This window comes from Desulfosporosinus youngiae DSM 17734, assembly GCF_000244895.1.
GTDB lineage: Bacteria > Bacillota > Desulfitobacteriia > Desulfitobacteriales > Desulfitobacteriaceae > Desulfosporosinus > Desulfosporosinus youngiae.
The window spans coordinates 2,055,671-2,076,933 of the sequence record NZ_CM001441.1; the positions used below are offsets into that span (position 1 = coordinate 2,055,671).

Sequence of the window (21,263 nt, forward strand, 5' to 3'; positions counted from 1 at the left end):
AGTTGATCATTTGCCTTTGGGATTGCTCATAGCTGACTCGTAACCGGCCGGGCTTGTACCAAGAATCTTACGCGCGTAAGATTCTTGGTACAAGCCCGCGGAACTAGGGTCACAAAAAGAACCAGAGCTATGGCATTGAGACAGATGTTTAGATGACGAGAGATTAGGGTACTGGTTCTCATTAAAAGCACTATCAACCTAGATAAAATCAGTATAGAGATGTCTATTTAACAATTTCAAAAACAGTGCCTTGGTTAAAATCAGTCACTTTCATAGAGCCATAAACCCCTAAATATAATCTGCTCTGATCCAGATTCGTTCCCAAACTAACATAAAAGGCTGATTGAGGGCCAAAATTATAACCGATTTCGATAACCCTGAAATCAGTTGGATTACAATCTGTTCTTACCCGAGTATAAGCTAAGACCCCTCTGACTGGCGGCAGGGATTTATCATCCCGAGCCAGGTCGGTAAAGACAACGCTTCCCGTTAAAGCGGGAATTTCATTCCCCATATAGGGCTGAACTCCGGTAAGCGCGGTTCCTCCAAACTTAGCGGGGCGGGGGTCTTTATGGAAATAACTAATTAGAGGCTGCAGACGCCGCGCTGAAGTTTTGATTGCTTCATTGTAATAAGCAATGGTTTTTTCGTTTAAGGTTGGATTACCAGAGCAGGCTCTTATTATCGAAGTAGGAAAAGCACCCTCCCACCCCCGCCAGCCAAGGTTAATAAATCCTTCCTGGTCAGGTTCGGATCTCAGCATAGCAGCTTGAATTAGCTCTGTAACCGGTATTGGTTTATAATCAACAAATGAAAAAATTGACTCTACCAGATCCTGTCCGACATTGCCAATATATTTGATACACTGGTTATAGAACCATTGAAATGAAATGCCTGATATATTGCGAACCCCTTTAGCAATGACCGTCAGGGTTTCCTGAATAGAGGCAGGAAGTTCATTAAAACGTGTGACTGCAGGCGGATTATTGACAAAGGTATTCTTAAGTACATCGATTTCAATTATTTTACCGGCGATTTCCAGATCATTCTGGCTTAAATTAAAGGGATCATACCCTGATCCGCCGTCCCCGGTTGTTAAAACAAGGTTTCCGGTTTCAGGTGAAAAGTTTAAACTGTTGACTCCATTATGATTAAAAAAAGGCCTTCTTAAGTTAAGCAATGTTCGTCGTTTGCGGGGCTGACCATTCGCTTGTAAAATCCATTCTTCAACTGTATCAATATGATCATATTGAATTTCCCGATTTATCCACCTTAAGTTTAAGGTGCCGGGGACACATGGGTTAGGCTGGAAAGATTCAGGAAGAGCGCCCGGACCTTGTGTTCCGGCCATGGAATAATGAAGATAAAACAGGCCGTTATAATAAAATTCGGGATGAAACGCCAGACCCAGCAATCCCCGTTCATCATATCCGCGGCCAGCAACGCCTAGTTTTATGATTTGCGGGCGAATATCTAAAAAAGTCCTGATAACTCCATTGCCAAGGTAAAAGATCTCTCCTGTCTGAGTTGCGACAAATAATCGTTCAATTGAGTCGCCCGGAAGGATCGTTGTTTTTAAAACGGTGGGTAAATTTATCTTGGTGAGGATGGGCCGTAAACTAACTTTTATCAACTAACTAATACTCCTCCTTAGTGTTATTTTTCATAAGATATGATTGGAGGTATTCCGTTAGTACTTAATTAGAACCAGGGTATTATGGCCTATAACTACATTGAATTGACGAGGATAGGAAGAATCGAATTCCCAAGCTGAGGGCCTGGGAATTCGATTCTTCACGTTATCATTCAGATGCAATTTATAACACGATTTGGCATTTGTAGTCTTAGCACCAAGAATCTTACTTGCGTAAGATTCTTGGTGAAAGCCCGAGAGAAGGTTGTCACTCTTGCCGGGTTAATTCAGTTGTATGACGGCTATTTTATTTCCTGCTCCAGGTCAGAAAACAAATCGGAGTCAAAAAATTCCCGTACACTGATTCCGAATCCATCGCACAGTTTCTTGATAGTTACAATTCCCGCATTGTAGGTTATGCCGTTCACGATATCATTCACCGTTGACTGAGTTACGCCTGAAGCATTGCAAAGTGCATTGACTGTCAGCTTATGTTCTTTGCACAGCATTTTAATACGTTTGACTACTGCTTGAGAAATATTCATTTGATCACCTCTAACCGTTATTCCGTTAAATCTAAGATAGCAGTATGCATTAAAAATAATTAACGGAATACCGTTGAAAATAAAATAGAGATGATTTATACTGTACATGCTTTAAATAAATTAATGGGTGGGGCAGAAGGAGATTTCAGCATGGGAAAAATATCTCTCGATGAAAGGCTGAAAAGAGAAAAGGAAAAGCTGCATAGACTTGTTGAAGAAGCCATAAAAAATGGGATTCCGATCATACAGGATGAGGCAGTTATGACACAGAACCGCAAAGTTGATGACTTGGTGGTCAAAATACAAAAGGAACTGGGGCATTATATGAGAAGGAAATGAGATATTTGTTTTAAGGGGAAATAATCAAATCCCATACTCGAATCTTTCATTAGCACAAAATGGAGATAATGAGAGGAATTTAAAGCAATAATATGATATTTTAATACCATAGGAAATTAGCAATTCTAATGGTCAGAAAAGGTCAAAGATGATATTTGAAACTTCAGTTTACATAGTGTATAAATATATTAAAGGTCAGTGATGGTCAGAAAACAAAAAGTAGGGGGTGCTCTTGATGTAATAAGTTATTTAGTGGACTCGGCATATTGAACCTATTGAAGTGTTACTAAACAAGAACAACAGCGGAGGTGTTTGTTAATGTTTGATATAGTACCATTTGCAAGAAGAAGTTCCGGAATTCAAAAATACAATAATTTGTTTGATCTTGAGGGAATTTTCGAAGGTTTCTTTAATGATAGACATTTTCCCTCCCTTTACAAAAATAGTGCTCAAATGAAGGTTGATGTAAAGGAAAACGAGAATGAATTTATTCTTGAGGCTGAACTCCCTGGGATCAAGAAAGAAGATGTTAATCTTCAAATTGATGATGACAGACTCACAATATCTGTCCAGAAAAATGAGCAAACGGAAGAGGAAAAGGACAATTATATACGTAGAGAGAGAAACTATAGTTCTATGACCAGATCGTTTGTAATTCCTAATGTTGAAACCGATAATGTGAATGCCAAATTTGAAAATGGACTGCTTTTCATAACACTGCCCAAAAAACAGGAAAAAGCTATTAAAGGAAAACAAATTGAAATAGATTAAATTTTTTAAGAGCATCGAAAGGTGCTCTTTTCTTCTATATTCATGAAGAAAAACCCTACATTTAACTTGATCTAATGTACAATAAGAGTGATTGGGAGGTATCATGATGAAGGATCAGACTCTGGAAAAACTGGCGCAGTCACTTACAGGTGATAGTACCGACATTATCCCGTTTCTTCCCTACTTGCTGCAGGATTTATGGGAGCTGGGAAGCTCTCCCGAAGAAATGCTCAGCATGATAAAGAACCATATCCTGCTGAAGGAAGATGCCCGGGTTTTGGATTTAGGCTGCGGAAAGGGTGCGGTATCCATCCGCCTTGCCAGGGAGCTTGGCTGCCGTTGCAAAGGCATTGACCTGCTTCCGGACTTTGTTCAGTATGCAAGGGAAAAGGCAGCAGAATACGGTGTCGAGGGTCTTTGCGAATTTACGGTAGGAGATATTACCGAGACTGTCCAAGCGGAACGCGGTTATGATCTGGTGATCTATGGAGCGGTTGGCAATGTCCTGGGCAGTCAATATGAAATTTTAAAGGCGCTGGCAGGTACGGTCAGGTCTGGAGGACATATTCTCCTGGACGATGCTTATTTGGCGGAGGGGAACGAGAGCACGCTGCTTTTCTACGGTGAGTATCTTAGGCTTCCTGAATGGAAATCCCTTATCGGGGAAGCGGGGCTGAAGCTTGCCGCCATCCACGCTTTAGACGAAGAAAAGCCCAGCTATGCAGAGGACTTCAGCAATATCAAGCGCCGCGCGGAAGAACTAAGCAAGGCTTATCCGGCCAAGAGAGAGTTGTTTGCCCAATATGTGCGGAATCAGCAAGACGAACTTGCCGATCTGGAAAGCCGTCTTGTGGGGGCGGTGTTTTTATTGGGCAACGCCTTAAAGTATCCGGCGGAATGAACCTTTAAAGAAGATGAATTACAAGGGAGAAGGTGAGGGAATCGTTCATGCCTTCTGGTTTAAATAAGTTGGTGCGAACAAGCGCAGGAGTACTCTTTCTTATATATTTTGCCTATTTGCTCTATCGGCTTTTCTTTTTTGCTTACAGTCAGTATTTTAGGTTTTCCGGGGACGTTCTGAGCTTTAACTTGATCCCATTCAAAACGATCACTGCTTATCTGAGCTGGATCGGTGATGAGAATATTGATGTTTGGTTTTTCAACTTGTTTGGGAATGTATTGGCTTTTATGCCCATGGGCTTTCTGCTGCCCCTTGTTTTTAAAAAGCTCAAAAGTCCCGGAGCTATTGTACTTGCTGTCTTGATAACGAGTTCTGTTCTGGAAATAATACAGCTCGTCGCCAAACTGGGGATAGCGGATATCGACGATGTTATTTTAAATACTTTAGGCGGGTTTTTGGGCTACCTTGCGCTGATTATAGTCCTGAGGCTGCTTGCAAAAGCAGTGCGTTTGGAAAAGGGTTAGGCTCCTGTTCTCGGCGTTCTATCCATTTTGAGTTTTATTCCAGCATAGTTTTGAGAGGAGTGGGCAAAACGGTAAAAATTGCGGTAAGGCCTGCTGAAGACTGTGAAAATGATATTTTAACCAATCTCTCATTTGCGGCAAAGAGATACTGGAATTATCCCGAAGCATATTTCGATATCTGGAAAACAGAGTTAACCATTACGTCTAATTACATAAAGGACAATTATGTTTATGTGGCGGAGGTTGCAGGTCAAATAGTTGGATATTTCTCCATGGTGGAAGTTCAAGAGGATTTCCTGGTCGGGGAGATACTGCTCAGAAAGGGTTTTTGGCTGGAGCATATTTTTATCCTGCCGGAGTTTATTGGTCTGGGAATTGGAACCCAGTTAATTGGTGCGGCAAAAAACATCTGCGTTAAGGAGAATATCCACTGCTTATCCATATTGTCCGATCCTTATGCAACAGGATTCTATAAAAAAGTGGGCGCAAAATATAGGAATGAAATACTATCCAACATTAAAGGAAGAACCGTCTCATTATTTGAATTAAAAATCTGAAAGACTTGTATGGTTTGCAGTTACAAACGATGTTGGATGAACAAGTTTGCATACTAATGCAATCCCACATTTAGCAAAACCATAGAGAGGAACCGGATGAGGGAAATTCACACGTCCGGACCTGTAATAGCGGCATGGGCGGCTACTACTCTACTCTGAAAAATCAAACACCCACAAAAAACATGCAGAAGAATTCCTAGGCCCGCAAGCAGGGCAGCTTCGTCCACAGAAGCGAACCCATTGCATGGAGAGGCGGTAAAAGCCCACAAGACGGTGCGAGCCTCGGAATGCTGCGGTACACGCAGACACTGTCTTCGCACGAATTAACTAATCTTGCACGGATGTGGCGAAGCTGCCAGACCCGAGAGCACTCTCATTTACAGGGGCTGTGCGAAACTATTAATAGTTTTCGCACAGCCCCTTTGAAAATTCATAGAAGCAGACCGGAACTTATTCCGACTTGTCAGTGACAGGGTTCCCCGCCAGACCATATAGCATTAAATCATATAATTCTTTCAGCAAATCTTTGTTGCTGTTCCTTAACATTTCAGGTTTTTGAACTACCTCTTGATACATTTTGAGATAAACCATGGCCGCTTCAATCGAGATTTCCCTGTGGATATAGCCTTCTCTTCGACCCTTCTCCAGAAATTGACCAACGATGTAGGGGTATTCGTGTGTATCAAAATCATCTGCCAGCTTCTTTATCTCCGGATCGGCATTAAGCAATGCTTTCAGAGTCTCTAGGTTAATCTGATCAATGAAATCGTCTTTCATAGATATGGCACGTTTTAATAATTCAGGAAAAGGCAGGTCAGTTTCCCACAACTCTTTTCTCGCTTTCCAGCCGCTTTTCAGTAGGTTTATAATCGTATCCTTCATTAGGCCTTCTTTGCTTCCAAAATAATTGTAAATACTGGCCGGTGCGACTCCTGCCTTTTGAGCGATCTCATTGATACTGGTTTTATCTGTTCCATACATGCAAAAAAGCCCTAAGGCGGCAGTGCGTATTTTATCTTTTTTTAGTTCTGTTCTGCGCTCGTATCCATTCAAGTTTGTCACCTCACCATAATGGTACTAAAAGTTTTATAATGAGTCAATATAAAATATATAAAACTTATTGACAAGAATTGTAACGGCGAATATTATGGAGATAATATAACATGTTATTATAAAACATATAAAGAGGAGGGTTGAATATGAATGTCATTCATATTCAAAAGCTGAGCAAATCCTTTGGCAAGACCCAGGCTTTAAAGGGAATTGATCTCACAGTGGAGCAAGGGGAAATACATGGATTTATTGGCCCTAACGGTGCCGGGAAGTCTACGACTATCCGCATCCTGCTGGGAATTTTGAAAAAAAGTTCAGGAGAAATCCGATTGCTTGGCGGAGATCCCTGGCGGGATGCCGTGGAATTACATCGACGTTTAGTTTACGTCCCCGGAGATGTTACCCTATGGCCTGACCTATCCGGAGGGGAGATTATTGATTTTCTGGGCCGGCTGCACGGAGGGCTTAACCTTTCTCGGAAAAGACAATTGCTGGAACGCTTTCAGCTTGACCCAACTAAAAAGAGCGGAACCTATTCTAAAGGAAACCGGCAGAAGGTGGCTTTGGTATCTGCCTTTTCCTGTGAAGCGGAATTGTATCTTTTGGATGAGCCTACTTCGGGGCTTGATCCTTTGATGGAAGCGGTTTTTCAAGAATGTGTGGCAGACGTAAAAAAAGCCGGAAAAACCGTGCTTCTGTCCAGCCATATCCTATCGGAAGTTGAGGCTCTTTGTAACCGGGTGAGCATTATCCGGCAAGGGCAAATTGTCGAATCGGGAACATTGTCCCAGCTTAGACATCTTACCCGCACAACCGTCAATGTTGAGACGGGCCGCAGTGCCGTGGAATTGGAGAAATTGTCAGGAGTTCATGATGTGTCGCGAGAAGGGCTAAAGTACCGTTTTTCTGTGGATTCTAAGGCCATGACAGAGGTGATGGGGGCGCTGCTGCCGCTGGGGATAAAATCGTTGACGGTTGAACCGCCCAGTTTGGAGGAACTGTTCATGCGCCATTATGGCGATGATCTTCATGAAAAAGGAGGAGCCTGGTTTGAAAAAAATTGATTTTACGGGTACCGGTACACTTTTCAGATTATTTCTGCGCCGGGACCGTTTTCTGCTGCCTCTCTGGATCTTCTTGCCGGTGATTCTGGGTTTAATCGTGGCAGCTACGTTCAGTGCCATGTCCGGCCAGGGATTAGAAAAGGTATTGTATGATTTTGATAAGGATTCGTTAATTTCGGCACTACTTGGTCCCGTCATGTCCTTTGACCTTCCGGGTGCCATTGTGTGGCGGGGGGTTTCCCAAATCACTCTGGTCCTGGGTGTCGGCAGTCTGCTTACAGTGGTCCGGCACACCCGTGGGGATGAAGAAACGGGTCGCAGCGAGCTGTTTCGTTCCTATGTAATAGGCCGCCATGCCAACCTGACTGCTGTGCTGATGCTGACCGGTATGGGAAACCTGGCAGCGGGATTGCTGATTGCCTTGAGTATTATTTTTCTTGGCGGTCCGGCAGGAGGCTCTTTTCTGTTTGGAGGGACTATGGCGATAAGTGGATGCTTCTTTGCCGGAATCGGGGCCTTAGGGGTTCAACTCAGGGAAAACAGCGGGACTGCCCGGGGGATCGGGCTGGCAGCTTTGGGAGCGGGACTGGTGATGGGGATTTTGAATAACTTTGGCGGTGGCGATACTTTATTAAAATGGCTTACACCTATGGCCTGGCAGCGGATAACTCAGCCCTTTGCCGGGAATTCCAGCTGGGGTCTGCTCTATTGTGCGGCCTTGGCAGCTGTACCTGCCGTAATTGCCTATGTACTTTCTGCTCGCAGAGATCTGGGGGCAGGTGTTTTTTTAGCCCGTTCCGGCCCGCCGGAAGCAGCTCCCTATTTTTCCGGTCCCTTAGCGTTGGCCTGGAGGCTGCAAAGGAGAAGTTTTTACGGTTGGCTGTTGGGGACAGTGTTGTATATTGCGGTATTTGCAGCTATTTCTCCCGGTCTATCCGCAGCCGGCGGAATGAGTGACTGGCTGTCAAATCTGGGCGGGACAAGCTGGTCTGATGAGGTGGGTTTGGGTAATGTCTTTATCAGTATCAGTTTCTATTTGATTTCTCTTTTTGTAGCTGTCTATGCCATGACTGCTGTACTGCGCCTTAAAAAAGAAGAAAGTGAAGGGAGAGCAGAGATGCTGGTAGATAAGCAGGTCAGCAGGATTCGCTGGATGAGCAGTCATTTAATCATAGCATCTTTGGGCTCTGCTGCACTGCTGGTGGTTATAGGCATTGTCGGGGGATTGGTTTATGGGGGTGCAGCCGGTAATTTAAGCAATGAGTTTTGGTATATTTTTGTCATGAGTGTTTCTAAAATACCGCCTGTATGGCTATTGTTGGCAATAACAGCTTTATTGTATGGCTTATGTCCTCGGATAACTGCACTGGGGTGGGGAATCTGGCTGTCCTTCAGTATGCTGGAGCTTGCCTGGGAAGCCCGGATCATTGATTGGTCAATGATGCGTATTTCTCCATTCTCTTATAGTCACTATACCATTGATATTAATAATTTGCCGCTGCTTCCGTTGTTCGGGCTGCTTTGCCTTTCGGTTATACTGACAGGGGCCGGATTGTTTGGCTTTAGAAATAGAGATGTTCTGACAAAAGCATAATTCTCTGCTTCCAGCTTGCTCAAACTCAAAATTAGATTTTACTAATTTAGAGGAATATTCCAAAGAAATACAGAATTAGAATTAAGATCGGAGTTTTCGGCTAAAAGCTCCGATCTGATGGAACTGAGAACTGCGGAGGGGCAAGATTGGATTAAGGGGGTGAGCTGTATTATGAATGATATTCATTTTGGAGAACCTGGTGTAATGAGTTTGGGCCTTGGATTAATGAGCAGTGTGTTCTCAATGCTGCTTTTGGGGATTGTCTTCCTGTTTATAGTTAGCGGTGTTCTAATGTGGCTGTGGAATATAACAATAACCCGGATTTTTAACATCAGGGAAATTACATACTGGGAAGCGCTGCGCCTGCTAATCATCTCCGCTATTCTGTTTGGCAGGCCGCTGGGAAATGGGTGATTGAGCCGCCGGGGTTCCCGCAAAATAGTGGGTTCCTACATAATGTCTTAGGCACTGCAGCGTTCTTCTTCCAACAAAGCTTTAGCTTTACGGCAGTGATTTGGCGGGCACAGCAAAAGTACTGTGCCCGCCAAGAACTTGTTATTGTTTTGGGAAGAATAGGACCACTCTGGAGTAGGAGGAGAGCCTTGAATATAGTCCAGATCATTGTTACGGCAATTCTTATTTTGGGACTCATTTATATCTACACGCGAAGTGATAGGTCTGAGGATTTTCTTTTATTGAAATTGTTTGGATATTACATATTAGGGAGTTTCCGATTCAATTTTAATAAGATTGCCATTCCATTAGGATTTCTCATCTATTTACTATTTCTACATCCCAAAATGAACATAAGAAATAAACGATGGGCTGCACTTTTAGGATTAGTGATCTTCATTGTGGGCTTAGCCCAACCCGCAGTTGAGAACTATCTGTATCAGCTTCCCATAAAGGTGAAAGCAGAATCGGTAAACCTGTACGATTTTGACTATTTGAATGATTGGGAATCCATGTGCCAAAAACTTGAGCTTCCAGATCAAGCTAAGATAGAGGATTTCCAAGCAGATTTTGAAGCTGATGGTGAAATCAGGGAACTGCGTTATCAACTAATCAGCCGAAAGGATGGAGACCTGGTTCATTACAATGTCAATTTCCAAAAGCAACGTATGGAGTATATAATTCGCAGGATTAAGATCGATCAATGGTTACAATACGATCGCTTGGTAACTGCTCAGAGGTTTTTTGAAGTAGTTTCTGAATTAGATATCAACAAACTTAAACCGGAAGAGGAGTATGTTTGGTATTGCATAGCCAGTCGCGGGGAGCTTGGTTCATACGGTATGAGAGATAGAGATAATTTCATTCTTGGCAGCAAAGGTGATATAGTGGCCGTGGATAGCGGGCAGTTGCCTCTTAAAGGTTATTATATATCCTTATATGGAATGTATAGATTGAATGAAGTTACATGCGAGGGTCGAGGATATAAGGATTATCTTTTTGATATTATACAGAACTAGGGTCAGCTATTTCACATAACAGCGTGTTTTTAGTAATATGTACTTCTTTAATATGGGATGCTATCAAAAAAGTAAAATCCTCCCGATAATGATAAGACGACTTGGAAAGTATAGAAGTATGCGGGATCAATTATTTGGTACTGGACAGTAAAAGTACTGCGGCCGTAATCCGCAAAGGATTACGGCCTGGGGAGGGCGATTGAATGACAAACAGTGAATTGATGGGAATATTAAAGAAACGTTTTGAGGAAAACATGCACCGGCATAACGGTCTTGAATGGGCTAAAGTGCAAGCCAGGCTGGAAGATCGGGCGGAGAAACTTTCCTCACTTAATGAAATGGAAAGAACCGGCGGCGAACCTGATGTGGTTGCTTGGGATGAGGCGACGGGTGAGTATATTTTTTATGATTGTTCAGCAGAAACTCCGCTAGGGCGCAGAAATAGTTGTTATGACGGTAAAGGCCAGGAGGAGAGAAACAAGAAAGGAATATTTCCGCAGGGCAATGCAGTGGATATGGCGGCGGCCATGGGTATCGAGCTTCTGACAGAAGAGCAATACAGAGAACTGCAGAAACTGGGAAATTTCGATCTGAAGACCTCAAGCTGGCTGAAGACACCTTCCGACATCAGAAAACTCGGCGGAGCTATTTTTGCGGACCGTCGCTACGGCCAAGTATTCATTTATCATAACAGTGCCCCTTCGTTCTATAGCAGCAGGGCGTTCCGTGGTTCCTTGAGGGTATGAATTGTTCATTTAGTGTTCTTATTTTTTTCGAACTGGGATCCAAACTTCACTATAAGCGTAATCTTTTTTGTGTTCATTCATTTTAGTAAAAGAGAAAGCGGGGGTATTGATTACTTCGTAATATATTTTTGCCATTGTTGGAATGTTAAAAATGACTTGCGGCCTGCCCCGTTGCCTCCTGGTTTGCTCCAGAAGGCAACGGGGTTTTTGAAATTGGGGGTTCAAGCTATTTTTAATATCTTGACAATATCGATATTCGATGTTATTATGCAAACAAATTATATCGATATTCGATATTCGCGAAGGAATGATTACATGGCCAGAGAAAAATATCAAACATTAACAGAGCAAATGTTTTACATCCTTATTTGCCTAAGAAATGAGGCCTGTGGTGTTGATATTATGAAAATGGTAGCAGAGCTTACCGATGGCAGAGTGCTCATTGGCCCTGGAACCCTATACAGCTTATTGGATAACTTTGTCAAGGAAAAAATGATTATAGAGACTAAAACGGAAAATCGAAAAAAAAGCTATATTATTACAAAGCTTGGTGATGAAATGCTTGAAAAAGAATATCACCGGCTAACAAAGCAGAAAAATGATTACGAAGCACTGGTAAAAGGTGGTGGGCAGTGATGAACCATAAAGTTAAAAAGGTGATAAATTTTAGATTTGACCGTTATAAGGATATAGAAGTCAAATTGGAGAAACTGGCGGCAAAGGGATTATTTCTTGAGGAGTGCGACGCCTTTTTATGGACATTTCGAAAAGGAGAGCCGAAGAAGTTAAAATACACAGTTACATATTTTTCCGAGGGGTCAGTATTTAATCCCGATATTACGGATAATCAGCAAACCTATTTCGATTATGCCAAGGCTGCCGGTTGGGATTTCGTAACACAATTCAACCAAATGCAGATTTTTTGCAGCGAAGCTGACAACCCCATACCATTTGAGACGGATGAAAAAGAGAAATTTGAGAATATCAAAAGATGTATGAGAAAGAGCTTTCTTCCATCTATAATAGTTATGATTCTGGTTTTAATGCTTAATTTGGTTGTGCAGTTCAATTCATTTCAATTGGATCCAATCGATTTTCTGTCGGATCCCAGTCGATTGTTTTCTGTTGCCATGATTTTGGCGGTTGTCATTTATGAAGTGTATTCCTTGCTTGATTACTTCATTTGGTGTAAACGCTCAGAGCGCTCGATTGCCGGTGGCGGGGAATGTGCTGAAAATATCAGCATGGTGCGCAGAATTGTCCATATCATCTTTATGAGTTTTATTTTTGCTGGCTTTGGTTACTTACTGAACTATCTCGTTTTTAAAATAAGCTGGTTCGGTGCATTTCTATGCATCATACAAATGCCCATTCTGCTGACAGTATTTTGGTTGTCAATCAAGTATTTGAAAAAGAAAAAAGCATCGGCTGCGATAAATAAAGTAATATCCTTTACTGTGCTTATCCTTGCTGCTTTTGCATATCTGGCCTTCATTGTATGGTTCACCATTAAATTTGGCTTTAATGTAGGTGCTGACTCGGATTATCGCACCGTTGCTTGGCCGGTTACCGCAACAACCAGTCATGAGTACAGGCTATATAGGGATGATATCCCCCTCACCTGTGAAGATTTATACGGTGACATTGATTATGACTATTATTCGTATGAAAAAAAGATAAATAGCACATTGTTCCTTACCAAAAGCAATTACCGGCAAGATTCATTGCCTGCAAAAGACGCACCTCCGCGGCTCGAATACGATATCTTAGAACCGCAATTTAAGTTTGTTTATCATCTCGCCAAGAAGCATCTGCTTGAGATACCCCAGTGGCGAGATAATGTAAGCTTTGAGTCTATCGACAATAAAATTTTCGGCACGGTTGAAGCTTATCAGCGGTATTATGATGATACACCAACAGGGAAATACATTTTGCTTTTTGAGAATAAGATGATTGAACTAACTATGGAAGAACCACCATCCAGGAAACAAATTTCCATCATTAAAGAAAAATTAAGAGTTTAACGTTTTGCCATATAACTCAACATAATGAACCACAAGGCCCAAAACCTTGTGGTTTTTCACACAACCAAGACCTATTTATGATACTTCCCGGTACATTCCTTAACCTGCAGTTCAATCACGGCAGTGCCTTTCACCATATTTTCCGGAAGCTCCTTACCGGCAAACTGCGGTGTATATTTTTCAACCAATCTGTTCAGAACCTCACGTTTTGAGGGGATGTCTTCCAGAATATGTGCCCTTCCCAGCACAACCACGCTGTTGTAAATAGCCTCTGTATCACAGGCCGCCGCTTCACCCGGCTGCAATCCCAACAACTCATCCACTTCAAAGCAAGCTCTCGGATTCCCCTTTACATTGTCAATCTTTAAACCCTTGGGCAGCCCGTGCATATAAATTGTTCCATTATAGTAGACAAAATGCATGGGGATGGCATAAGGATATCCGTCCTCGCGAACTGTTCCGAATCGTCCAATATCCGCTCTTTCCAGGAGGGCGTCAATCTCCTCTTTTGTTAATTGAAAGTGTTTCATCCTGTTTTGCATAGATCATTCCTCCTAAGTTTCATCATAAGATGTCTCGGATTTTTCCGATTGCTAACCATGTGCTTTTATTATATGCTGAGGGTGTACCTGTTAAAAGATGCACTTTCAGCATATAATTATGGGTACACTGGATGAGGGATGAATAATGATTTATATTGATAAAGAAGTTGACACACCTTTATATGAACAGATTTACAGGCAAATACAGGAGGACATTATTTCCGGAAATCTTGCGCCGGGAACGCTGCTGCCCGGAATCCGGACTTTAGCAAAGACGTTGGGTGTCGCGCGTAATACGGTGGACAAGGCCTATACACAACTGGCGGTGGAGGGATATATTTGCCCTCGCAAAGGTGCGGGTTTTGCCGTAGAGAGCATCAGAGATTCTAAAAGGAGCGGTGAATTTCAAAGTTTGTCTTGTAGGGTGTCTGCTAATCCGGGCAGGAAAGAAGAGCAAAAGCTTCCCTATGATTTTCAATACGGAAGCTTTCCTGACGAGTGTTTTCCTAAATCTGCCTGGAAAAAGCATCTGCTGGAGGTGTTGGCGTCACCCTATTCGTCGGCTCATATGACCCGGTATCAGGATAAACAGGGGAACCTCTCCCTGCGCTGTGAACTTCGAAACTATTTGTACCGGACCCGCGGGGTGGTGTGTACGGAAGCTCAGATCCTCATTGGCTGTGGTCTGCATTATTCGCTGGATAGTTTATGCAAGCTGTTTGCAAGCCATAAGCGGATTGCCATGGAGGAACCGGGATATAACGGAGCCAAAGAGGTATTTCAAAACAACGGGTTTTTGATACGCCACATTCCATCGACAGAATACGGACTTGACTTCTCACAGCTAAAAGCATTGGATGTTCCTGCTGTTTATGTAACACCGTCCCATCAGTTTCCTTATGGAACCGTCCTGCCGATTTCCAAACGACGGGAGTTGCTGGAATGGGCGGCGGAAGAAAAGGCTTACATCATTGAAGACGATTATGACAGTGAATACAGGTATGATGCCAATCCGGTGCCGTCCCTGCAGTCCATCGACGGCCATGAGCGTGTTATCTATATCGGCACCTTTTCCAAATCTCTTTCCCCATCATTGCGCGTCAATTACATGGTACTTCCCCAGCCATTGCTTCCGGCCTACCATCAGATGTTTTCTTCTTACAGCAGCCCCGTTGCTTGGCTGACCCAGGAAGTGCTGGCCGACTTGCTTCGTTCCGGAGACTATACCCGGCATGTGCGCCGGATGTGTGCGGCTTATCGAAAACGGCATGACGCTTTTGTCCAGCAGGTGTCGAAACAATTCGGGTCCAAAATCCTGCTGCACGGGCAAGGAGCGGGGCTGCATTTTTTGTGGGAGTTTTCGGAGGGAGTGCGTGCCGAGCGGTTGATTCAGATCGCCGAGAAAGCAGGAGTCAGGGTATACCCGGTAACCCCGTTCTGGAGTGTTTCAGAAGCCTGTCCTCCCAATCTGCTTTTTGCAGGGTACAGCCTGCTGAATGAGGAGCAGATACAAGAGGGCATCCGCCTTTTGAGACAAGCGTGGGCTCCAGTACTCTGTAACACCTAATTTCTCACATTTTTGGAGGTTAAATTGCAGGAAGGGCTGACAAATGAACTCAGGTGGTGGAACATGATTATTAGTGCGAGCCGGAGAACGGATATTCCGGCATTTTATTCACAGTGGTTCATGAACAGGCTGAAAGAGGGCTATGCCCTAATCCCCAATCCCCGCAATCCAGGCCGTTTGGGACGAGTGGAGCTTTCCGCCGATCATGTGGACTGCATTGTATTTTGGACCAAAAATTCTATACCCATGCTGGACAAACTGGAACAACTTGAGGCAATGGGGTATGCCTTCTATACTCACTTTACCTTAACTCCTTACGGCCAAGAGATGGAGAGCTGCCTGCCTCCAAAACCCAAGCTTCTGCAGGCATTTATAAAATTGTCCAAACAGACAAGCTCTCAGCGTGTCGTGTGGCGATATGATCCAATTATTGTCGATGCCGACCACTCAATATCCTGGCATATTGAGCAGTTCACCAGGATGTGCGGAGAGCTGCATCCTTACACAAAACGTTGTATTTTAAGTTTCATCGATCCGTATAAAAGTATCAGCGATAAATTCAGAGCAATGACCCGGGATGAAATGCTGGCGATTGCTTCCGGCTTCTCTGAGGCGGCTCAAAAATACGATATGGCACTTTACACCTGTGCGGAAGAAATAGAGCTTGCTGAATACGGCATTGGTCATGCTGCTTGCATCGATCGGAAATGGGTAGAAGAGATTATCGGGTGCCGCATTACAGCGAAAAAGGACGCAAACCAACGCGCGGCATGTGGCTGTATCGAAAGTGTGGATATTGGTGTATATGACACCTGCACACACGGCTGCCTTTATTGTTATGCTACGTCCGACCGAAAGACAGCGCTCGGGCGCTTGAGGGCGCATGATACCCGCGCCCCTATGATTAACGGCTATCCTAAGGGCAACGAAATTGTTACCGACCGCACTGCATCATCAAAAAAAATAAAGCAAATAAGTATGTTTCAGGAGGAATTTTGATGTTTAGGAGACCAGGATCAGATTAATCTCATCTAGTATAACGGTTTAAGAAAAGAATAAGTGCTTCGAAAGCACTTCTTAAGGTTTTGCTAAGTTAAAATTTCAACATCGCCTGTCTGATTTCGCTAAGATGACATTGTCGAATCAGACAGGCTTTTATGCGCTAAAAGCAAAGCAGAATGCAGTTTGAGAGGATAAGTCGTTGACACTGAAAGGAGAAAGACGATGAAAAATGATTTTGTCTTTGTAGACGAGTTTGTATCCGGAATACGCTGGGATGCTAAATACGCCACCTGGGATAATTTTACCGGCAAACCGGTGGACGGATATGCAGCCAATCGAATTGTCGGTACCAGAGCTTTGTGCTTAAGCCTAGAAAAAGCACGGGAAAACGCCGCATCCTTTGGCTTTGGCTTGCTTCTTTGGGATGGTTATCGCCCTCAAAGCGCCGTAGATTGTTTTCTGCGCTGGTCAAAACAGCCGGAAGACGGCCGGACGAAACTGAAACACTATCCGAATATTGACAGATCTGAGATAGTAGCAAAAGGATATGTGGCCGCTAAGTCGGGCCACACCCGGGGCAGCGCCATTGATTTAACCCTTTATTATTTAGCTGACGGTACACTTGTGCCTATGGGCGGCGGCTTTGATTTAATGGATTCAGTTTCACATCACGGAGCAAAGGGAATCACCCAAGCGGAAGGGAGGAACCGTCAATACCTTTGTTCTATTATGGAGGCCAGCGGTTTTGTTGCCTATGCTTGTGAGTGGTGGCATTACACATTGAAACACGAACCTTATCCCAACACTTATTTTGATTTTCTCATCGCCTAGCTGAGCTGAAATAACGCTCAGGCCGCAGCGGAGTTGAAATCCTTAAAACGGCCGCTGGGGCGGTGAAACCATATTCCTGAAAAGGGGTCTCAGACATGAAACGAAAAAGAATGACTCAGTTGTTTCCACTCTTATTGCCGTTGCGCAGGACACAAAGAAGATTATTCTTCTATGCCGAAATGTACTTTGACCGGAACCGCTATGCAAAGGCAAAGGCTCCGGAGTTTTTGCCTTTTTGCCTCTATGAAACCAAGTCGAAGCTTGTCAATGAAAATACGGGCTTTGATCTGAAATATCAGGAAAACAAGGTGTTTAATCTGCGCCTTGCCGCAGAGACTGTCAATGGCCTGATCATACGCCCTGGTGAAACATTTTCATTTTGGCAGCGTGTGAGATACGCCGAGAAAAATCAGCGGTATAAGGACGGTTTGTGCGTGGTGAACGGCGAATTGGTCACGGTACCGGGAGGCGGTTCGTGTCATCTCAGCAATTTGCTGTTCTGGCTGTTTCTGCATACTCCCCTCACCATTGTAGAACGGCATCCTCATCAGCTTAAGGATTTTCCTTCGCCTGATGAGGACGAACCTGATGGTGTGGACGCTACGGTCAGCGAAGGGTGGCTGGATTTAAAGGTCAAAAACAACACCAATCTTACCTTCCAGATTAAAATAGCCTTCAATGAACCTTACATTTATGGCTCTATTTTTATCGATCAGGCCATAGGGCATCGTTACGAGATTATTAATCGCGATAAGAGCTATTTCCGAAAAGAAGGGAAAACCTTTGAGCGGGTTTCTGTCTGCCGGCAGAGGATAGACAGCAAATCTAAACAAGTTGTCTCAGAAAACATTCTTTATACAGATGTATGTGAAATTGGCTATTTGCTTCCGGAAGGAACGGCCATCACGGAAGAAAAGGAATTATTCGAACTTTGAAAGGGGAAAGCGGCATGGATAAGTTGAAAATCGCAATTATCTTCGGAGGCTGTTCCGAAGAACATCCCATCTCCGTTAAATCTGCGCAAGAGGTCGCTAAAAACCTTGATCTGGAAAAGTATGAACCTTTCTATATCGGGATTACGAAAAATGGTGTTTGGAAGCTTTGTCCCCGCCCTGAGGCCAATTGGGAAAAGGGCAGCTGCCGTTCGGTTATGCTGTCACCGGACAGAAGCGTCCACGGCTTGCTTGTTCTGGAGCAGGGACAATACAAAACGATCCCTTTGGATATGGTGTTTCCCGTTCTGCATGGCAAACTTGGGGAGGATGGTGCAATGCAAGGTTTGTTGGAGCTTTCCGGCATCCCCTATGCAGGCTGCGATGTCCAAAGTTCTGCTCTGTGTATGGACAAATCCCTTGCTTATATCGTCGCTGGCAAGGCGGGAATTGCTACGCCAAATTTCCGGACTGTCACGGCCAAGGGGACTATTGATGCCGACGGGCTTACTTATCCTGTTTTTGTCAAGCCGGCCCGTTCCGGTTCATCCTTCGGCGTCAGTAAGGTATGCCGAAAAGAAGAATTGCTGAGTGCGGTGGCAATCGCAAGACAATATGACTCCAAGGTGTTGATTGAAGAGGCTGTCGCCGGCAGCGAGGTGGGATGTGCCATATTAGGGAACGATCCGGATTTAATGGCAGGCGAGGTCGATCAAATTTCTCTGTCCTATGGTTTTTTCAGAATCCATCAGGAGAATGAGCCTGAAAAGGGTTCTGAAAACTCAACATTTATCGTTCCCGCCGACATTTCGGCAGAGGCGCGCCTGCAGGTTCAGGAGACAGCAAAAGCCGTCTATCGCGCCTTGGGATGCAGGGGACTGGCGCGGGTGGATATGTTCCTGAAGGAAGATGGAAAAGTAATCCTTAACGAGGTTAATACCTTGCCCGGCATGACCTCATACAGCCGTTATCCGAGAATGGTGGCGGCCGCAGGGTTAAGCTTTGCCGAAGTGATCGATCGGATTGTGGCGTTGACATTGCAAGGAAAATAATGCTTCAGGTTTAAGGTTAAGGGACAGTTTGCCGATAGGGCAGACTGTCCCTTGAAGTCTCTAAAAAATCAGGGAATTGATGCTTAAAACTCTTGCTATTGACAAACTTGATATTTATATTAGTGTGTGAAAGACTATCGGTAGTGCGATATTCAGAAAGTCTTAAGGTTTCCATAAGTAAAAAGCCATAAAATGAAATTATTGCTCCGCGGTATAATAATCAGGGGAGTATATGCTTTAGAGAAAGAAGATGACGCTTTTGGCTGCCAATATTTTAATCGTTGATGATGAACAAGCGATTGCCGATTTGGTTGAAGTTTATCTGAACAATGAAAACTATCATATCTTCAAATTTTATAACGGCCAGGATGCCCTTCGTTGTATTGAAAATGAAAAACTGGACCTCGCCATTTTGGATGTCATGCTTCCTGATGTAGACGGTTTTTCAATCTGCCGGCAAATCCGGGAAAAGCATAATTTTCCGGTGATCATGCTGACAGCCAAAGAAGAAGAAATCGATAAGATCACCGGGCTGACCTTAGGTGCGGACGACTATATCACCAAGCCCTTCCGTCCCCTGGAGCTGATTGCCCGTGTCAAGGCGCAGCTGCGGAGATTTACCAAATATAATTCTGCGGAGCCCAATCAGGAAGAGCATTTAATAGCCTTTTCCGGCCTGGTCTTGGACATAGAAACTCATGAATGTACCTTGAATGAAAAAAAGCTGTCGCTCACGCCTACGGAATTCTCCATTCTTTGGGTCCTTTGTTCCAATCGCGGCCGGGTGGTCAGTTCGGAAGAATTGTTCCATGAGGTATGGGGAGATAAGTACTTCGCCAACAGTAATAATACGGTCATGGTTCATATCCGGCATTTAAGGGAAAAAATGCAGGACAGCGCCGAACATCCTAAATATATCAAAACGGTCTGGGGGGTTGGCTATAAAATTGAAAAGTGAGAAGGACAAACGCAGGAATGATTATTCAAAATTAAAAAGGAAAGTACTTGGGCAAATGTTTCTGATTACAGTTGCCGCCGCTGTGACTGTTTTTCTGTTGCGCAATATCCTGCGCGGACAGATCGGAGATCGTATCGTTCAATTTTTAGTCCACGCTTATCATTTTAGAAATTCGGACGCACAGATGATCTATCAGTTGGTGATTCGCAACAATATGTCCACGATCCTTTTTGGTGTTATTATAATATGTTTAGTTATTTTTTCAGTTTCCTGGTTCACTAAATATTTTGATGAAATCAGCGCCGGAATGGATAAACTTGCTGAGGAATCCGATGCTGAAATCACCTTAGCACCGGAATTGGATTTTATGGAAAATAAGCTGAATCAGCTAAAAAACAACTTGGAAAAACAAAAGAAAGCCGCCCTTGCGGCCGAGCAGCGCAAGAATGATTTGGTAGTTTACTTAGCTCATGATATCAAGACCCCTCTGACCTCTGTTATAGGATACTTAAGTCTTCTCGATGAAGCCCCTGATATGCCTTCTGAACAGAAGGCAAAATATGTGGGTATTACCTTGGAAAAGGCTTATCGCTTAGAGCAGCTGATCAATGAGTTTTTTGAGATTACCAGATTTAATCTGCAAAGAATTGTTTTGAATAAAGAAAAAATCAATTTACAGTTCATGCTCCAGCAGATGGCCGATGAATTCTATCCCATGTTGGCTCCCCAGGCCAAGCAGGTGGCCGTCAATGTGCCTGACGGCTTAACACTGTGGGGAGATGCGGACAAACTAGCCCGTGTCTTCAATAACATTCTGAAAAATGCCCTGGCCTATAGCTATGAAAACAGCGTCATTGACATTGCTGCCGGTCAGCAGGACAAAAATGTCGTTATAACCTTTACGAATCAGGGAAATCCCATCCCCCAGGCCAAGCTGGAAACTATTTTTGAAAAGTTTTACCGCTTAGATTCGTCACGTTCCACAGACACCGGCGGAGCAGGGCTGGGTTTGGCAATCGCCCGGGAAATTGTCACGACTCACGCCGGCACAATCTCTGTGGAAAGCAACCCGGAAACTACGACATTTACAGTAAAGCTTCCGTTATAAGGAAATCTTAAGAAGTTCATAAGCTGGAATTCCAACATAGCTCTTTGT

Annotated in this window: 23 protein-coding genes and 1 pseudogene; 19 read left to right on the plus strand and 5 right to left on the minus strand. The window is 43.8% G+C overall.

Annotation, left to right across the window (positions count from 1 at the left end):
* Positions 1-223: 223 nt before the first annotated feature.
* Both DESYODRAFT_RS09620 and DESYODRAFT_RS09625 read right to left on the minus strand, forming a co-directional pair.
* Positions 224-1,633: a PQQ-dependent sugar dehydrogenase gene (locus DESYODRAFT_RS09620; protein ID WP_007782365.1), complete on the minus strand. Its 1,410-nt coding sequence runs from the start codon at positions 1,631-1,633 to the stop codon at positions 224-226.
* Between the two features lie 302 nt (positions 1,634-1,935).
* Complete coding sequence (locus DESYODRAFT_RS09625; protein ID WP_007782367.1) at positions 1,936-2,178, minus strand: helix-turn-helix transcriptional regulator; 243 nt, start codon at positions 2,176-2,178, stop codon at positions 1,936-1,938.
* Positions 2,179-2,328: 150 nt separating this feature from the next.
* Here DESYODRAFT_RS09625 and DESYODRAFT_RS09630 point away from each other — a divergent pair, with 150 nt between their 5' ends.
* The 5 genes from DESYODRAFT_RS09630 (at position 2,329) to DESYODRAFT_RS09650 (ending at position 5,270) form a co-directional block, all read left to right on the plus strand.
* Positions 2,329-2,517: a hypothetical protein gene (locus tag DESYODRAFT_RS09630; RefSeq protein ID WP_007782368.1), complete on the plus strand. Its 189-nt coding sequence runs from the start codon at positions 2,329-2,331 to the stop codon at positions 2,515-2,517.
* A 318-nt stretch (positions 2,518-2,835) separates the two neighbouring features.
* Complete coding sequence (locus DESYODRAFT_RS09635) at positions 2,836-3,288, plus strand: Hsp20/alpha crystallin family protein (RefSeq protein WP_007782371.1); 453 nt, start codon at positions 2,836-2,838, stop codon at positions 3,286-3,288.
* A gap of 103 nt (positions 3,289-3,391) precedes the next feature.
* The gene (locus DESYODRAFT_RS09640) at positions 3,392-4,189 is read left to right on the plus strand and encodes a class I SAM-dependent methyltransferase (RefSeq protein WP_083842150.1); all 798 of its coding nucleotides are present in this window, start codon (positions 3,392-3,394) and stop codon (positions 4,187-4,189) included.
* Between the two features lie 47 nt (positions 4,190-4,236).
* The gene (locus tag DESYODRAFT_RS09645; protein ID WP_007782377.1) at positions 4,237-4,713 is read left to right on the plus strand and encodes a VanZ family protein; all 477 of its coding nucleotides are present in this window, start codon (positions 4,237-4,239) and stop codon (positions 4,711-4,713) included.
* Positions 4,714-4,772: 59 nt separating this feature from the next.
* Positions 4,773-5,270, plus strand: a complete 498-nt coding sequence (locus DESYODRAFT_RS09650; RefSeq protein ID WP_007782380.1) for a GNAT family N-acetyltransferase — start codon at positions 4,773-4,775, stop codon at positions 5,268-5,270.
* 450 nt (positions 5,271-5,720) lie between these two features.
* Here the strand turns inward: DESYODRAFT_RS09650 and DESYODRAFT_RS09655 are convergent, their stop codons facing one another.
* Positions 5,721-6,323, minus strand: a complete 603-nt coding sequence (locus DESYODRAFT_RS09655; protein WP_007782383.1) for a TetR/AcrR family transcriptional regulator — start codon at positions 6,321-6,323, stop codon at positions 5,721-5,723.
* A gap of 146 nt (positions 6,324-6,469) precedes the next feature.
* On the opposite strand from DESYODRAFT_RS09655, the gene DESYODRAFT_RS09660 reads away from it, so the two are divergent.
* The 5 genes from DESYODRAFT_RS09660 (at position 6,470) to DESYODRAFT_RS09680 (ending at position 11,199) form a co-directional block, all read left to right on the plus strand.
* Positions 6,470-7,387 carry an ABC transporter ATP-binding protein gene (locus DESYODRAFT_RS09660; RefSeq protein WP_007782386.1) on the plus strand — a complete coding sequence of 306 codons (918 nt, stop codon included), beginning with the start codon at positions 6,470-6,472 and terminating at the stop codon, positions 7,385-7,387.
* Entirely contained in the window at positions 7,374-8,981 is a 1,608-nt protein-coding gene (locus DESYODRAFT_RS09665) for an ABC transporter permease (RefSeq protein WP_007782390.1), read from the plus strand. The genes DESYODRAFT_RS09660 and DESYODRAFT_RS09665 overlap by 14 nt, the downstream gene beginning before the upstream one ends.
* 171 nt (positions 8,982-9,152) lie before the next feature.
* Entirely contained in the window at positions 9,153-9,395 is a 243-nt protein-coding gene (locus tag DESYODRAFT_RS09670) for a hypothetical protein (RefSeq protein WP_007782393.1), read from the plus strand.
* A gap of 188 nt (positions 9,396-9,583) precedes the next feature.
* The gene (locus tag DESYODRAFT_RS09675) at positions 9,584-10,453 is read left to right on the plus strand and encodes a hypothetical protein (protein WP_007782395.1); all 870 of its coding nucleotides are present in this window, start codon (positions 9,584-9,586) and stop codon (positions 10,451-10,453) included.
* A gap of 203 nt (positions 10,454-10,656) precedes the next feature.
* Positions 10,657-11,199, plus strand: a complete 543-nt coding sequence (locus DESYODRAFT_RS09680) for a DUF4256 domain-containing protein (RefSeq protein ID WP_007782396.1) — start codon at positions 10,657-10,659, stop codon at positions 11,197-11,199.
* 18 nt (positions 11,200-11,217) lie between these two features.
* On the opposite strand, the pseudogene DESYODRAFT_RS29940 reads toward DESYODRAFT_RS09680, so the two are convergent.
* Positions 11,218-11,337, minus strand: a pseudogene (locus DESYODRAFT_RS29940) (AraC family transcriptional regulator); the annotation flags it as partial.
* Positions 11,338-11,514: 177 nt separating this feature from the next.
* On the opposite strand from DESYODRAFT_RS29940, the gene DESYODRAFT_RS09685 reads away from it, so the two are divergent.
* Both DESYODRAFT_RS09685 and DESYODRAFT_RS09690 read left to right on the plus strand, forming a co-directional pair.
* Positions 11,515-11,835, plus strand: coding sequence for a PadR family transcriptional regulator (locus DESYODRAFT_RS09685; protein ID WP_007782399.1), 321 nt, complete (start codon positions 11,515-11,517; stop codon positions 11,833-11,835).
* Entirely contained in the window at positions 11,835-13,223 is a 1,389-nt protein-coding gene (locus DESYODRAFT_RS09690) for a DUF2812 domain-containing protein (protein ID WP_007782402.1), read from the plus strand. Before DESYODRAFT_RS09685 ends, DESYODRAFT_RS09690 begins: the two co-directional genes overlap by 1 nt.
* Before the next feature lie 71 nt (positions 13,224-13,294).
* Here the strand turns inward: DESYODRAFT_RS09690 and DESYODRAFT_RS09695 are convergent, their stop codons facing one another.
* Entirely contained in the window at positions 13,295-13,765 is a 471-nt protein-coding gene (locus tag DESYODRAFT_RS09695; protein WP_007782405.1) for a pyridoxamine 5'-phosphate oxidase family protein, read from the minus strand.
* A 145-nt stretch (positions 13,766-13,910) separates the two neighbouring features.
* Between DESYODRAFT_RS09695 and pdxR the strand changes: the two genes are divergently transcribed.
* From pdxR to vanS, 7 genes are all read left to right on the plus strand, one after another.
* Positions 13,911-15,332, plus strand: coding sequence for a MocR-like pyridoxine biosynthesis transcription factor PdxR (gene pdxR / locus DESYODRAFT_RS09700; protein WP_007782407.1), 1,422 nt, complete (start codon positions 13,911-13,913; stop codon positions 15,330-15,332).
* A 63-nt stretch (positions 15,333-15,395) separates the two neighbouring features.
* Positions 15,396-16,331, plus strand: coding sequence for a DUF1848 domain-containing protein (locus tag DESYODRAFT_RS09705; protein ID WP_007782410.1), 936 nt, complete (start codon positions 15,396-15,398; stop codon positions 16,329-16,331).
* Positions 16,332-16,556: 225 nt separating this feature from the next.
* A complete protein-coding gene (gene vanX / locus DESYODRAFT_RS09710) occupies positions 16,557-17,165 on the plus strand; it encodes a D-Ala-D-Ala dipeptidase VanX (protein WP_007782412.1) in 609 nt (202 codons plus the stop codon).
* A gap of 95 nt (positions 17,166-17,260) precedes the next feature.
* Complete coding sequence (gene vanW / locus DESYODRAFT_RS09715; protein ID WP_007782414.1) at positions 17,261-18,100, plus strand: glycopeptide resistance accessory protein VanW; 840 nt, start codon at positions 17,261-17,263, stop codon at positions 18,098-18,100.
* Positions 18,101-18,114: 14 nt separating this feature from the next.
* The gene (vanI, locus tag DESYODRAFT_RS09720) at positions 18,115-19,149 is read left to right on the plus strand and encodes a D-alanine--(R)-lactate ligase VanI (RefSeq protein ID WP_007782418.1); all 1,035 of its coding nucleotides are present in this window, start codon (positions 18,115-18,117) and stop codon (positions 19,147-19,149) included.
* Positions 19,150-19,399: 250 nt separating this feature from the next.
* Entirely contained in the window at positions 19,400-20,107 is a 708-nt protein-coding gene (gene vanR, locus DESYODRAFT_RS09725) for a VanR-ABDEGLN family response regulator transcription factor (RefSeq protein ID WP_007782421.1), read from the plus strand.
* Entirely contained in the window at positions 20,085-21,215 is a 1,131-nt protein-coding gene (gene vanS, locus DESYODRAFT_RS09730; RefSeq protein WP_427854313.1) for a vancomycin resistance histidine kinase VanS, read from the plus strand. Before vanR ends, vanS begins: the two co-directional genes overlap by 23 nt.
* Positions 21,216-21,263 lie beyond the last annotated feature (48 nt).

What these genes read in the sequence shown, in the direction of transcription:
- DESYODRAFT_RS09690 (WP_007782402.1), top strand. Translation starts at nt 11,835, where the DNA reads ATGAACCATAAAGTTAAAAAGGTGATAAATTTTAGATTTGACCGTTAT.
- DESYODRAFT_RS09635 (WP_007782371.1), top strand. Translation starts at nt 2,836, where the DNA reads ATGTTTGATATAGTACCATTTGCAAGAAGAAGTTCCGGAATTCAAAAA.
- vanI (WP_007782418.1), top strand. Translation starts at nt 18,115, where the DNA reads ATGGATAAGTTGAAAATCGCAATTATCTTCGGAGGCTGTTCCGAAGAA.
- DESYODRAFT_RS09695 (WP_007782405.1), bottom strand. Translation starts at nt 13,765, where the DNA reads ATGCAAAACAGGATGAAACACTTTCAATTAACAAAAGAGGAGATTGAC.
- DESYODRAFT_RS09705 (WP_007782410.1), top strand. Translation starts at nt 15,396, where the DNA reads ATGATTATTAGTGCGAGCCGGAGAACGGATATTCCGGCATTTTATTCA.
- DESYODRAFT_RS09640 (WP_083842150.1), top strand. Translation starts at nt 3,392, where the DNA reads ATGATGAAGGATCAGACTCTGGAAAAACTGGCGCAGTCACTTACAGGT.
- pdxR (WP_007782407.1), top strand. Translation starts at nt 13,911, where the DNA reads ATGATTTATATTGATAAAGAAGTTGACACACCTTTATATGAACAGATT.
- vanW (WP_007782414.1), top strand. Translation starts at nt 17,261, where the DNA reads ATGAAACGAAAAAGAATGACTCAGTTGTTTCCACTCTTATTGCCGTTG.
- DESYODRAFT_RS09645 (WP_007782377.1), top strand. Translation starts at nt 4,237, where the DNA reads ATGCCTTCTGGTTTAAATAAGTTGGTGCGAACAAGCGCAGGAGTACTC.
- vanX (WP_007782412.1), top strand. Translation starts at nt 16,557, where the DNA reads ATGAAAAATGATTTTGTCTTTGTAGACGAGTTTGTATCCGGAATACGC.
- DESYODRAFT_RS09660 (WP_007782386.1), top strand. Translation starts at nt 6,470, where the DNA reads ATGAATGTCATTCATATTCAAAAGCTGAGCAAATCCTTTGGCAAGACC.
- vanR (WP_007782421.1), top strand. Translation starts at nt 19,400, where the DNA reads ATGACGCTTTTGGCTGCCAATATTTTAATCGTTGATGATGAACAAGCG.
- DESYODRAFT_RS09680 (WP_007782396.1), top strand. Translation starts at nt 10,657, where the DNA reads ATGACAAACAGTGAATTGATGGGAATATTAAAGAAACGTTTTGAGGAA.
- DESYODRAFT_RS09685 (WP_007782399.1), top strand. Translation starts at nt 11,515, where the DNA reads ATGGCCAGAGAAAAATATCAAACATTAACAGAGCAAATGTTTTACATC.
- DESYODRAFT_RS09630 (WP_007782368.1), top strand. Translation starts at nt 2,329, where the DNA reads ATGGGAAAAATATCTCTCGATGAAAGGCTGAAAAGAGAAAAGGAAAAG.
- DESYODRAFT_RS09670 (WP_007782393.1), top strand. Translation starts at nt 9,153, where the DNA reads ATGAATGATATTCATTTTGGAGAACCTGGTGTAATGAGTTTGGGCCTT.
- DESYODRAFT_RS09625 (WP_007782367.1), bottom strand. Translation starts at nt 2,178, where the DNA reads ATGAATATTTCTCAAGCAGTAGTCAAACGTATTAAAATGCTGTGCAAA.